Below are 12,831 nucleotides of genomic sequence, written 5' to 3'. Positions count from 1 at the left end.
GAACGCAGACGCGTGAACGCGCGAATTGAGCACCAGGACTGGATCTCCGTGATCGCCACGACGGCCGCGGCGGACCCCGGAAGGACCGCCTTCACGTTCTCCGGAACGGAGGGCGAGCCCCCCGAGGTCATGACGTACGGACGGCTCGACCGGCTGGCCCGCGCGACCGCCGCCCGGCTGGCGCGGGAAGGGGCGGCGGGCCGGCCCGTGCTGCTGCTCCAGCCTCCGGGGTTCGACTACGTCGTCTCGTTCGTGGCCTGCCTCTACGCGGGTGCCGTCGCGGTCCCCGTCTACCCGCCCACGCGGCGCCCGCGATCGGTGGAACGCCTCGCCTCGATCGTGATGGACTGCGGGGCCACCCTCGCGCTCACCACGGCCCGTGTCCGCGACAAACTGCTCCCCGGGGACCCCGACGGGCTGCTGATGGACACACTGCGACTGCTCGCCACGGACCTGGTGCCCGAGGCGGAGGCGGACGCCTGGACGCGGCCCCCCGTGGACGCCGGCACCACGGCCTTCCTCCAGTACACCTCCGGTTCCACCGCGGCCCCGCGCGGAGTGCTCCTGACCCACGGCAACCTGCTGCACAACTCGTCCGTGATCCAGCGGGCGTTCCGCACCACCTCCGCGACCGTGGGCATGTCCTGGCTGCCGCTCTTCCACGACATGGGCCTCATCGGCGGCATGCTTCAGCCGCTCTACTACGCCGGTTCCTGCGCGCTGATGTCACCGGCGGAGTTCGGCCGGGACCCGATGCGCTGGCTCAGGGAGATCAGCCGCTCCGGGGCGACGGTGAGCGGCGGCCCCAACTTCGCGTACGACCTCTGCGCGGACCTCGTGACGCCGGAACTCCTGGACGGCCTCGACCTGAGCCGGTGGGAGGTTGCCTTCAACGGCGCGGAGCCGATCCGAGCCGAGACCCTCGAACGCTTCAGCACCGCCTTCGCCGGGGCGGGCTTCCGTGCCGAGGCGTTCACCCCCTGCTACGGCCTCGCCGAGGCCTCGCTCATCGTCTCCTGCAAGCCGCACGGCACGGCACCCGTGCGGCTGCCGGCCGCCGAGGTGCCGTCGCCCGCCGTGCCGGACGGCGGCACCGCCGAGGCCGCCGCCACCGCGGCCTTCGACCTCGTCGGCAGCGGCCACCCGGACGGCACCCAGCGCCTGGAGATCGTCGACCCGCTCACCGCGCGGCGCGCCGCCAACGGCGCGGTCGGCGAGATCTGGGTCTCGGGACCGAGCGTCGCGCGGGCCTACTGGAACCGCGAGGAGCAGAGCGAAGCCGTCTTCGGCGCCCGCCTCGCGGAGGAGGGGCCGGACGGCGCGAGGTTCCTGCGCACCGGCGACCTCGGCATGCTCCGAGACGGCGAGCTCTTCGTGACCGGCCGGCTGAAGGACCTGATCGTGGTGCGCGGCCGCAACCACTACCCGCAGGACATCGAGCGCACGGTCGAGGGCGTGCACCCCGCCCTGAAGGCGAACTGCGGCGCCGCGGTCCAGGCCGTGGCGGACGGCGAGGAGCACGTCGTCGTCGTCCACGAGGTGGCCCGGGACCATCAGGACGAGGACCTGGCGGCGCTCGCCCGCGAGGTGCGCGCCGCGGTCTCCGAGGAGCACGGCGTCCGGCCGCTCGCCGTCGTCCTGATCCGCGCCGCCACCCTCCCCAGGACCTCCAGCGGGAAGGTCCAGCGACACGCCTGTGCCGCGTCGTACCTCGACGGCGGCCTCACCGTCCTGGCCGTGGATGGACACCTGCCGGGCCGGGACGAGGACGGCACCGGGAGGGGCGCGGGCCCGGCCGACGCGAGCCGACTCCCGGTCCCCGCACCTTCCGAGGCGGACCTCGCCGCACTGCGCGCCGCAGCGCCCGAGCACCGCCACGCACCGATGCTCGCCGTGCTGCGGGTCGTCGTGGCCCGCCGCCTCGGCACCCGTCCTGACGCCCTCGTCCCGGGGGAGAGGCTGGCGGTCTCCGGCCTCGACTCGCTGGGCGCCGCCCGGCTCCGCCACGACGTACGCGACCTCCTGGACGTGGACCTGGGCCTGGACGAGGCCCTCGACGCCGACCTCCCTGGCCTGGCCCGCCTCCTCGCCGAACGGATGGACACCCCCGTGCCGGACCGCCCCGAGGACAAGGTCGAGGGCTCCGCCCCCGGGGACCACCCGCTCTCCCGCAACCAGGCGTCCCTCTGGTTCCAGGACCGGATGGTGCCGGAAAGCCCCGCGAACCTGGTCTCCGCGTGCTTCGGCATCCGCGGGCCGGTCGACCCCGGCGCGCTCATGTCCGCCTTCGAGCTGATCTGCGCCCGGCACGCGGCCCTGCGCAGCACCTTCCCGGTGGTCGACGGCGAGCCGGTCCAGCGGGTCCACGCATCCCTGCCGCCCTCCTTCGAGCACGTCGACCTCTCCGATGCCGATGCCGACGCCGAGGCCGACGGCGGCACCGCCACCGACGCCCTCGCCCACCGCGTGGCCCGCGCCGCCGAGGAGCCCTTCGACCTGGACACCGGCCCGCTGCTGCGCGTACGGCTGTTCAGCCGGGGCGACGAGCACACGCTCGTACTGACGGTCCACCACCTGGTGTCCGACCTGTGGTCGCTGTCGCTGCTGCTCGACGAACTCGACACCGCCTACCCGGCGGCCCTCTGCGGACGCGCGGCGGAACTGCCCGCCGCCACCGCCTACCCCGTCTTCACCCGCCGGCAGGCCCTGCGGCTCGCCTCCCCCGCCGGCGGGGCGAGCATGGACCGGTGGGCGGAGCTGCTGGCCGACGCCACGCGGGGGACGAGCCCGCCCGCCGACCGGCCCCGGCGCGCCGTGCCCCGGATGCGGGGGGCCGCCCTGCCGTTCACGGTCGACGCCGCGACCACCACGGCGCTCACCGCGCTCGCCCGCCGCGAGGGCACCACCCTCTACAGCGTCCTGCTGGCCGCCTACCAGGTGCTGCTGGCCCGCTGCACCGGAAGCGCGGACGTCGTCGTCGGGACACCGGTCCACGGACGGGCGGACGCGGACCTCGCGGCGACCGTCGGCTGCCTGGTCAACACCGTCCCGCTGCGCACCGTCGTCGACCCGGAGGAGTCCTTCACCCGGCTGCTGCACAGGGTGCACCTCACCGCGCTGCCGGCCCTGCGGGGCGACGACGTGCCCTTCGCCTCGCTCGTGGAACGGCTCGGCCCGGCCCGGGACCACAGCGCCCGACCCGTCGTACGCACCCTGCTGACGCTCCAGCAGGCACCGGGCGAACGCGCCGACGCGGTGGTCTCCCTCGCGGTGAACCGGGCGGGCACCCCCTTCACGCTCGGCGGACTCGCCTGCACCACCCGGTCGCTGCCCGCCACCAGCAGCCAGTTCGACGTGCAGCTGACGTTCGGACAGGTGGGCGGTGAACTGGCGGGATCGGTGCGGTACGACACCGACCTCTACGACCCGCGGACGGCGGGCTTCCTCGCGGACCGCATGGGCGCCCTGCTGGCCGCCCTCGCCACCGACACGGACGTGCCGGTCGGCGAACTCCCCGCCCTGGGCGCGGCGGAGAGCCGCCTCCTCGCGGACGAGTGGAACGCCACCGACGCCCCCCACGACGAGCGGGCCGGTGTGGTCGAGCGGTTCGAGGCCGTCGCGGCCCGCTCGCCGCACGCGGTCGCGGTGCTCGCCGCCGGCTCCGGCGAAGGACCGATCGACTACGCGCGCCTCGACCGGCTGGCCAACGGGATCGCCCACCGGCTGCGCGACGCGGGCGTCGGCCCGGGTGACGTCGTCGCTGTGCTGCTGCCCCGCACACCCGCACTCCTCGCGGCCCTCCTCGGCGTGCTGAAGTCCGGCGCCGCGTATCTGCCGCTCGACCCGGGCCTGCCCGCCGCCCGCCTGTCCTTCCTCCTCGCCGACGCCTCGGCGGCGGCGGTCCTGACCGACGACCCGGACCTGTCGCACGACAGGATCCTGCGACCGGACGGCTCCGAGGCGGAGCGCCCGCCGGCCCGCGCGGCCCACCCGGCGGCCCCCGCGTACGTCATCTACACCTCCGGCTCCACCGGCACCCCCAAGGGCGTCGTGGTCCCGCACGCGGCACTCGCCAACCTGATCGCCGCGATGGGCCGCGACCTGCCGATCGCCGCCGGGGACGGCTGGCTGTCGGTCACGACCCCGTCGTTCGACATCGCGGCGCTGGAGTACTTCCTCCCCCTGGTCAGCGGCGCCACGGTCCATCTGGCCGACGAGGAGACCGCCGCCCAGGGCGCCCGCCTGCGGGCCTGCCTCGACACGCCCGGCATCACCCACCTCCAGGCGACGCCGGTGACCTGGCAACTGCTGCTCGACGCCGGCTGGACCGGTACACCCGGACTGACCGCGCTCTGCGGCGGCGAGCGGATGCCCGGCGGCCTCACTCGCGAACTGCCGTCTCGCGGCGCCGAGTTGTGGAACGTGTACGGGCCCACCGAGACCACCGTCTGGTCCCTGAGCACCCGGGTCACCGACGTCCGCGACGACGTGCCGCTGGGCACACCGCTCGCCAACACCCGCGTCCACGTCCTGGACGCCGGGCTGCGCCCCCTGCCCGTGGGCGCGACGGGAGAGCTGTACATCGGGGGCGACGGCCTGGCCCACGGCTACCTCGGCCGCCCCGGACTCACCGCCGAACGCTTCCTGCCGGATCCCTTCGCCGCACGGCCCGGAGACCGGCTGTACCGCACCGGCGACCTGGTCAGGCGCTGCCCGGACGGCGGGATCGCGTTCGTGGGGCGCACGGACAGCCAGGTCAAGGTGCACGGGCACCGGATCGAACTCGGCGAGATCGAGACCGCCCTGGAGCGCCTGCCGTCCGTACGGCGGGCCGCGGTGACGGTGGACGGCGAGGGCTCCGACGCCCGGCTGCTCGCCCATGTCGAACCGGCCGCCGGCGGTGCCGATCCGCACGGCCTGCGTGAGGAACTGCGCGCCTGGCTGCCCGGATACGCCGTCCCTTCCCTGATCTCCGTGACGGACGCCCTTCCGCTCACCCCGAACGGAAAGGTGGACCGGGGTGCGCTGCCCGCGCCGGAGGAGTACGGGGACGCGGCGCGGGGGCCCGAGTTCGAGGCTCCGCGCACGCCCGCGGAGCAGCGGGTCGCCGCGATCGTCTCGGACCTGCTGCCTGACCGGCCGATCGGACGCACGGACGACCTCTTCGACCTGGGCGCGCACTCCCTGGTGATGTCCCGGCTGGTGGAGCGGGTCAGGGCGGAGTTCGGGACGGTGCCACCGCTGGGCCGGCTCTTCGAGAAGCCGACGGTGGCCGCGATCGCGGGATTCGTCGACGAGCGGGCCCCGGCCCCCGGCGAGGGGCCGTCGTCAGGTCGTCCGGTCCTGCGCCGTGCGGACCGCTCCCGTCACGTGGCGGGCCGCTCGGCGGACGGCGGACTGCTCCTGCCGGCCGGCGCAACGGTCGAGCAGCGCTGACCGCGCGGGCCCGCGGCGCACGGGCCCGCGCGGATCGCGGGGCGCCGGTGAGGGCCGGGCGGCCCGTGGCCCGCGGGCCACGGGCGAAGGGGCGACGGCGCGGGTCCGTCGTCCCGGTGGAGGCAGCCCTTCGCGGCGCCGGGGAACCGGCACCGCAGGGCCGGGCGGACGCCCGCACGGGACCCGGGCCGACGCCCGCACGGGGTGCGGCCCGACGGTCGCCGAGCGGGGCTCGGACCGACGCCCGCACGGGGTGCGGCGCGACGCTCGCTGAGCGGGGCTCGGACCGACGGGCGGAGCGGGGCCCGGACCGACGGGGGCAGCGCGCCCCGCGCCGACGGCGGCAGCGCGGTGCGGCCCGACGCCCGCAGCGCGGCCCGGGCCGATGGCCGGAGGGCGGCCTGCGCCGGCGGCGGCAGCGCGCCCCGCGCCGACGGCCGCCGCGAGGCCCGGCCCGGGGGTGTGTGCACCCGGGCCGGGAGGTCAGGACGGGCCCGACCGGTCGAACCGGCCCACCATCGCGGCGACTTCGGCCCTGGAGGAGACCGTCAGCTTCTTGAAGATGCGTCCGAGATGGGTCTCCACCGTCTTGTGGCTGATGGCCAGCGTGCGGGCGATCTGCTGGTTCGTACGGCCGCTGCTCACCAGGACCGCGATCTCCAGCTCCCGCTTGCTGAGGAGCCCGAGTTCGTCGGGGGCCGGACCCTGTGGCGCCGGGACCGTACCGTCGGCGGGGCCGCGCGTGACCTGTCCGGGGACGGCCGGACCCCCCGCCGGCCCCTCCAGCTCGGCCCGCAGGGCCCTGCTCTCGGCGAGGAGCGGGGCGCTGTCGGTCGTGGCCGCGGCGGCCTCTGCGCACGCGGCGTGGCGGACGGCCCCCGGCACGTCCCCGCCGCGCCGCTCCAGCCGGCTCACGGCAAGGGCGAACCGGACCACGTGGACGCGCAGCCGGCGGCACTCCGCCAGCCGCAGCCCGCGTCCGCCGTGCGCGCGTGCCGCGCCGACGCGGCCCAGCGCGGCCTCCGCCTCGGCCAGCCGGAACAGGCCGTCGAGATGGGGCACCACCTCGTCGTCGGAGAGCCGGTCGAAGAGTCTCGCGGCGGCGACCGTGTGCAGTTCGGCGTGCTCCGCCGCGCCGGCGCGCACGGCCGCCGTGGCGATCATCGCGAGCGTCCCGCCCCGGGCGCCGGCGGGCAGTGCGTCCACCGAGGCGAGCAGCCCGGTGACCTCGCCGTCCGCGAGCGATCCGGCGGAGTCCAGCGCGTTCTCCAGACGGGCCCCGAGGAGCAGGGCGTGCTCCGCCGCGCGCTCGGGCACGGCGTGCTCGCGGGCGGCGGCCAGTTCCCGTTCCGCCGCGTCGCGACGGCCGAGGAACCGCAGGGCCGAGGCCCGGGCGCGCGCCGCGTCGGCCCGTACCTCCGAGAGGGTCCCGGGCGCGGCCCGCAGGGCCCCGAGGACCACCGAGGCGTCCTCCAGCCGGCCGCACAGGGCAAGGGCCCGTCCGAGGAGCAGCCGTGCGCGGCCGCCGTCCCGGTCCGGTTCGCCGGTGTCCAGCGCGGCGCGCGCCCAGGACGCGGCCCGCTCCGGGTCGTTCCACAGATGCGCGGCGGCGGCCTCCAGGAGCACCCGTGCGCTGTCGTTGTCGCCCGCGAGGCCGCTGCGCTCCAGATGCCCGGCCAGTTGGACGGGGTCGGCGCCGCGCCCGGAGAGCAGCCCGGCGGCACGGGCGTGGGCGCCGAGCAGCCAGCCCTGTCCGGCCGACTGGTAGGCCGTGGCGCGCAGCAGCGGGTTGACGAACCGCAGCCGGGAGGAGTGGCTGTCCGGGTCGAGCAGGTCCTCGCGGATCAACTCGTCTATGGCCGTGCGCAATTGGTCGTCGGTGACCTGTGAGACCACCCGCAGGGCGTCGGGGCTGAAGGGCTCCTGGAGCACCGCGGCGGCGCGCGCCACCCGCCAGCCCTGCTCCGACAGCGTCCTGAAGTCGCGCAGACTCTCGGTCAGTACGTCCAGCGGGAGCGCCGCCGGGGTGCTGGCGGCGCCGCCCAGGACGGAACGGGTGGAGGCGAGGGCCCGCAGCAGGCCGGGGTTCCGCCCGGACTCGCTGAGCATCAACTCGACCTGTCCGGGGCTGATGTCGTCCGGGAGCAGCGCACGTGCCCGCTCCTCGGAGAGCCGCGCGGGGCTCAGCCGGTACGCCCGCCCGTCCACCACAGCCTGGTTCAGCAGGCTCCGCAGCGCCAGGTCGACCTGGCGTGGGCGGTGGGTCAGCGCGATCATGACCGCGCCCCGCGGGGGATGGCGGAGCAGGTAGGACAGCAGCCGCAGGGAGGACTCGTCCGCCCAGTGGATGTCGTCGAGGGTCAGCAGGAGTCCGCCGGCGGACCCGAGCCTCTCCAGTACGGTGCGGGTCGCGCGGAAGGCCTGGTACCGGTCGAACGGGTTCTCCACGGGCCGCGGCGGCGTGCCGGCGGCCATGGAGGGGAAGACCCCGGCGAGCCACTTGCGCTGGTCGTCGGGTCCGCCGTGCGAGGCCTCCGCACCGTGATGGGCCATCAGGTCGTCGAGGGCGTCCACGAAGACGCCGAAGGAGACATCGGACAGGGAACGGGTCGCGGCGCGTCCCGACGCGATTCTCCAACCGCGGTCCGCGGCCTCGGTCGAGAGTTCGGAGAGCAGACCGCTCTTTCCGGTCCACCGGTCCCCGAATATCTCCGTCACCGAATAGGGGCGCGGTTCGTCGAAAAGCCGTCCCAGTGCTCCGGGGGGCGGTGAGTCAAGAATTCGCGGCGGCCCGACACCCTTGTCGCTGAGCGGAAGAAGGTCCGCCTCGATGGTCATGAACTAGGCCTCCTCGTCGGGGTTTCCCGGGGATCGGGTCGGGTGGGGCGCATGCCGGCCGGCACGGTGGAAGCGGGCTGCGGGGTCAGTCCCAACCGGTGGTGTTCTTGGCCGCCGGGGCCACGGAGGTGACCTCGGCGGCGGCGACGGCGATGTCCGCGGAGTGGCCGGCGGAAGGATTCTGCAGAGCCGGGGCGACGGCGGTGGCGAGGCACAGGGCGAGGAGAAGGCCGGTGGTCCTGGAGCGGAGGGCGACAGACATGAGGACTCCTGCGAGGAAGGGGATCAGGTGGTTGCCGGACTGGGGAACCCCGGGCTTTGGGGGGTTTCCTGTGCCGATGACCAGCAGATTTCCCTACTCTGGGGCACTGCGCAATCACTCTTAGATGTCATGATCCGGCGGTGGCATAAGTTGTCCACCGGGCTCGGGGCCGGCCAGCAGCCACTCGAGGAAGGGCGTCGCGAGCGGCATCTCGCAGGAGACCACCGACGTTTCGCCGAGCGCGGGGTGCCTCTTCAGCGCCCGCTCCACGATCCTGCGCGCCGTGTCCTCGGCGATCAGCAGGGAGGGGGCCGTGACGAAGAGACCGATCACCGGGCCGAGCGGCCCGTCGGGATGGACGGAGACGTGGTCGAGCCCCTCCGTGCCGTCGGCACAGGACGTCACCAGCCGGTCGAGGCCGGGCGGCAGAGGGAGTTCGGCGTTCCGCAGAAGTGCGTGAACGAGATACATGGAGCGAGCATCGCCCATCGCGCGAAGGCCGCCTGTGATATCGCGCGGGACTATTCCTGCCACGGACGGAAACGGACTTTCGCGCATTTCCCCGGCCGGGAGAGGTGGACGGTCCTTGCCACTGCCGCTTCATGCCGCGTGGAATCCGGGCGTCCGGGTTCTGCGCGCGCCTAGGGTCGCAAGTCGACCCGCACGGCAGGGGACCGTCCCCGGCGAACGCGCGGAGATCCTGTCGGGTGATCCCGGTGGTCCCGGTGGTCCCGGTGGTCCCGGTGGTCCCGGTGGTCCCGGTGATCCCGGTGGGGCCGCGGCCCGACGGAGGTCCGGCGGTTCCGGCGGGTCCCCGGCGGTACGTCCTCGCGGGCGGACCGAGCCCGTGTCCAGGAAGGAAGGCAGCGATCCATGAGCGCGACGCCCGATGCCCCGAGCCCGGCGGCCGGTCTCACCTTCGAGGTGCTGGGGGAGGTCCGCTGCTGGCGCGACGGGGTCGAACTCCCCCTGGGCGCACCTCGGATGAGGGCCGTGCTGGCCGTCCTGGTGCTGCGGGCCGGGACCCCGGTCGGCCGTGACGTGCTCGTCGACGGAGTGTGGGGCGACGCCCCGGTCGCGGACGGCGTCAACCTCGTCCAGGCGTACGTGTCCAAGCTGCGGCGGCTGCTCGAACCGGACCGGCCGCCGCGCTCGCCGACGGGTGTCCTGACCCGGATCGGCAGCTCCTACCGGCTCGTGGCCGCCCCCGGGGCCAGCGATCTGGGACGGTTCCACCACGCGCGGGCCGAGGCGAGGGAGTTGCGGGCGGCGGGCCGGCCCGCCGCCGCCGAGCGGGTCCTGGCCGAGGCGCTGGGGAACTGGCGCTGCCCGCCGCTGACCGGTGTCGGAGGGCCACTGCTCGACGCCGAACGCGTTCGCCTGGCCGAACTGAGGCTGGCTGCGGTGGAGGAGCAGACCGCCGTCGCGCTGGAGGTCGGCGCGCACGCGGACGTGGTCCCCGCGCTCATGTCGCTCACCGCGGAGCACCCCTACCGCGAACGCCTGTGGGAACTGCTGATGGTGGCGCTGTACCGGTGCAGCCGGCAGGGCGACGCGCTCGCCGCCTACCGGCGCGCCGGGCAGGTCCTGCTGGACGATCTCGGCCTGGAGCCCGGCCCGGGGCTGCGCCGGGTCCACGAGGCGATCCTCGCGGGCGCGGCCGTCGCCGGTGCCCCGGACGGGCCCGCGGCCGTCCCGCCGGGCCGTCCGCCGCTGACGCTCGTCGGCGGCGGACGCCGCGACCCCTCGGCGCCGCTGCCCGCCAGGTCGCTCACCCGGATCCCGTGATCTCCACGACGGCGCTGGTGCACGTGTAGCCGGTCCCGCCGCCCACCAGCAGGACCCGGTCACCGGGCCCGACCTCGCGGTTGCGCACCAGGTCGTCGAGGCCCGCGAAGTGGTCCCCGGCGCCGAGGTGCCCGACCCGGCTGCAGAACTGCCAGTTCGACACCTTCTCGGTGAGGCCGAGCTGCATCTCCAGCTGCCACCGCATCCTGGAGCGCCCGGTCGCGTTCAGCACCACGCGGGCGACGTCCTCCATGCGGGTGTCCGCGTCCGCGAGCGCCTGCCGCACCGAGTCGTCGGCCACCTTGGCGGTACGCAGTGTCGACTCCCGGAAGTTCCCCTGGCCGCCCAGGTACTCGTCGGCCCGCGACGCCAGGTCCACGGGATACGGGCCGCTGTCGGGGCCGGCGGTGAACCCGGTGCCGCGGACGACGCGTTCGAGGGAGTTGTCCGCCCGGGTCGCGGTGGACAGCAGCCGCCCGAACCCGCCCCGCGAGGACAGCACGAGCGCGGTCCCGCCGTCGCCGTAGACCAGCCCGCGTTCGCAGCGCCAGCGGTCGAACGCCGGCGCGGCGAACCGGTCCGCCGTGGTCAGCAGTACCGCGTCGTCCTCGCCCAGCCGGTGCGCGGCGAGTTCGACGGCGGCCGGTCCCGCGTTGCACTGCTGGAGCAGCCCGAAGGCCGGGACGCCGGTGCCCGCGGTCCGCTCCGCGATGTAGGAGGCCGCGGGCCACATCTCGGAGCCCTGGAACCAGAGATGGCTGTGGAAGAGCGCGGAGGCGCGCTCGCCGGCGGGCCCGGCCCGGTCCAGGGCGGCGAGCGCGGCGTTCACCGCCATGTCCGGCGGGGCCAGGTCGTCGTCACCGGACCCGGCGGCCGCGACCGAGACGATCCCGTTGGCCGCGTGCTCGTCCGCGTCGTAGGCGCCCGACGCCACCGCGAGGGCGGCGTCCGCCCGTCCGGGCAGCCATGTGCCCGTCCCCGCTATGTACACCTGTTCCCAGCGCATGGCGCCTCCCTCCCCAGGACCCCCGAGAGAGGCAGGGGTCGCGTGGGGACCGATGCTTCCAGTGCGCCCCTGCGGCGGACCGGTGTCCCGGCGGCGGCCCGCCGCAGGCGCGGTGCACGCGTTCCCCCGGCTGACTCCACGGGCTCCCGAGCCCTTCCGACCGCCCGCTGAACGCTCGCTGAACGCGGGGTGCGGACTCTGCGGACCGCACCTCCCGCGAATACCATTCACACCGTCCTCAAGTCATCTCTCGAACCTCTGCACGGTTTGGTGTATTCTGTCGACGGATTCATGGCTGTATGTGCTTCAAAGGTCTTTATGGGGGTGGGGGATGCTGGATTCCTTGGGCATTGGAGAAGAAGCTGCAAGTATTTACCGGGCATTGCTGAGTTGCCCGAAGAAGGATTTCCAAGGAATTCAGGAAATGACCGGCCTGACCGAGGAGTCCTTGCGTGTCCAGCTGGACAGGCTGAGTGAACTCGCCCTGGTGCGACGTTCGGACGAGGATCCGAACATGCTCCACGCGATCGGCCCCGGGATGGCGATGAAGCTCATCGTCGCCCATCAGGAGGCCCGTCTCGCCGCGGAGCGAAAACGCACGGAGGACGTCAGGCTCGCGGCGGAGAAACTCGTCGCGGAATTCGCCGAGCCGGTCGTGGGAAATGTCGGAAGCACCGAGCAGGTGTACGGGATAGACGAGATACGCGACCGTATACGACTTCTCTGCCACGATGTCCGCAGCGATGTCATGTCATTCGCCCCGGCGGGTGCCCAGTCGATGGCGAACATGGACGCGGCCAAGCCGCAGGACGCCGAATTGCTCGCGCGGGGCGTCAAAATGCGCACCCTCTATCTGGACAGCCTTCGCAACAGCCAGCAGACCGTCGCCTACGCCACCTGGCTGACCAGCCTGGGCGGCGAGGTCCGCACGATCGCCACGCTCCCGGTCCGACTGCTGATCGTCGACCGCACCACCGCCGTGCTGCCGATGGACGGCGAGGCCAGCGCCGCGGGCGCCCTGTTCCTGCGCGGGAGCGGCATCCTGGCGGCCCTGTGCGAACTGTTCGACTCCGTCTGGGAGCGGGCCACTCCACTGGGCAGCGGCCGTGACAAGGAGCGGGACGAGCGCGATCTGACGGCGACCGAGTCCCAGTACCTGCGCCTGCTCTCCCTCGGACACACCGACGAGGCGATAGCCAAGCGGCTCGGTGTCTCGCCCCGCACCGCCAGGCGCACCGCGGCAGAACTGATGGAGAGGCTCGACGCGAGAAGCAGGTTCCAGGCCGGAGCGGAGGCCGCCCGGCGGGGCTGGATCACCCCGGCCGACGCGGCGCCCGCTCGGAGCTGACCACCGCGGAACCCCGGGCTGAGGGCCCGGAGTTCCGCGCCCGGAGCGGCCCGGGAGGGCCGTCCCGTCCGGGCCGACCGGAGCGGACCGACCCGGACGGCCGGACGGAGTGGTCCCGACCGGCCCCGCCCCAGGTGCGGCACCCCAGGTGCG

Annotated in this window: 7 protein-coding genes; 3 read left to right on the top strand and 4 right to left on the bottom strand. The window is 74.5% G+C overall.

The genetic code is table 11. The features are described 5' to 3' along the window. Window positions 1-12: 12 nt before the first annotated feature. Window positions 13-5,436: a non-ribosomal peptide synthetase gene (locus IE265_RS04160; RefSeq protein WP_190033930.1), complete on the top strand. Its 5,424-nt coding sequence runs from the start codon at window positions 13-15 to the stop codon at window positions 5,434-5,436. A gap of 483 nt (window positions 5,437-5,919) precedes the next feature. On the opposite strand, the gene IE265_RS04155 is transcribed toward IE265_RS04160, so the two are convergent. From IE265_RS04155 to IE265_RS04145, 3 genes are all read right to left on the bottom strand, one after another. Beyond that, a complete protein-coding gene (locus IE265_RS04155) occupies window positions 5,920-8,274 on the bottom strand; it encodes a helix-turn-helix transcriptional regulator (RefSeq protein WP_190033929.1) in 2,355 nt (784 codons plus the stop codon). An 85-nt stretch (window positions 8,275-8,359) separates the two neighbouring features. Further along, window positions 8,360-8,536: a hypothetical protein gene (locus tag IE265_RS04150; protein ID WP_190033928.1), complete on the bottom strand. Its 177-nt coding sequence runs from the start codon at window positions 8,534-8,536 to the stop codon at window positions 8,360-8,362. A gap of 120 nt (window positions 8,537-8,656) precedes the next feature. Then, the gene (locus tag IE265_RS04145; protein ID WP_190033927.1) at window positions 8,657-9,007 is read right to left on the bottom strand and encodes a hypothetical protein; all 351 of its coding nucleotides are present in this window, start codon (window positions 9,005-9,007) and stop codon (window positions 8,657-8,659) included. Window positions 9,008-9,409: 402 nt separating this feature from the next. On the opposite strand from IE265_RS04145, the gene IE265_RS04140 reads away from it, so the two are divergent. Next, window positions 9,410-10,324 carry an AfsR/SARP family transcriptional regulator gene (locus tag IE265_RS04140; RefSeq protein ID WP_190033926.1) on the top strand — a complete coding sequence of 305 codons (915 nt, stop codon included), beginning with the start codon at window positions 9,410-9,412 and terminating at the stop codon, window positions 10,322-10,324. Here IE265_RS04140 and IE265_RS04135 read toward each other — a convergent pair. Beyond that, on the bottom strand, window positions 10,308-11,330 hold the full coding sequence (locus IE265_RS04135) for a ketoacyl-ACP synthase III family protein (RefSeq protein ID WP_190033925.1): 1,023 nt from the start codon (window positions 11,328-11,330) through the stop codon (window positions 10,308-10,310). The genes IE265_RS04140 and IE265_RS04135 overlap by 17 nt on opposite strands. Window positions 11,331-11,754: 424 nt before the next feature. Between IE265_RS04135 and IE265_RS04130 the strand changes: the two genes are divergently transcribed. Beyond that, window positions 11,755-12,678, top strand: a complete 924-nt coding sequence (locus tag IE265_RS04130; protein WP_229916019.1) for a helix-turn-helix domain-containing protein — start codon at window positions 11,755-11,757, stop codon at window positions 12,676-12,678. Window positions 12,679-12,831: the final 153 nt, after the last annotated feature.

It is taken from the genome of Streptomyces fructofermentans (assembly GCF_014651055.1).
Taxonomy (GTDB): Bacteria; Actinomycetota; Actinomycetes; order Streptomycetales; family Streptomycetaceae; genus Streptomyces; species Streptomyces fructofermentans.
This window is presented reverse-complemented; position numbering and strand designations above follow the sequence as displayed.

Coding starts and splice junctions, on each gene's coding strand:
- IE265_RS04155 (WP_190033929.1), bottom strand. CDS start 8,274: ATGACCATCGAGGCGGACCTTCTTCCGCTCAGCGACAAGGGTGTCGGG.
- IE265_RS04150 (WP_190033928.1), bottom strand. CDS start 8,536: ATGTCTGTCGCCCTCCGCTCCAGGACCACCGGCCTTCTCCTCGCCCTG.
- IE265_RS04145 (WP_190033927.1), bottom strand. CDS start 9,007: ATGTATCTCGTTCACGCACTTCTGCGGAACGCCGAACTCCCTCTGCCG.
- IE265_RS04140 (WP_190033926.1), top strand. CDS start 9,410: ATGAGCGCGACGCCCGATGCCCCGAGCCCGGCGGCCGGTCTCACCTTC.
- IE265_RS04135 (WP_190033925.1), bottom strand. CDS start 11,330: ATGCGCTGGGAACAGGTGTACATAGCGGGGACGGGCACATGGCTGCCC.
- IE265_RS04130 (WP_229916019.1), top strand. CDS start 11,755: ATGACCGGCCTGACCGAGGAGTCCTTGCGTGTCCAGCTGGACAGGCTG.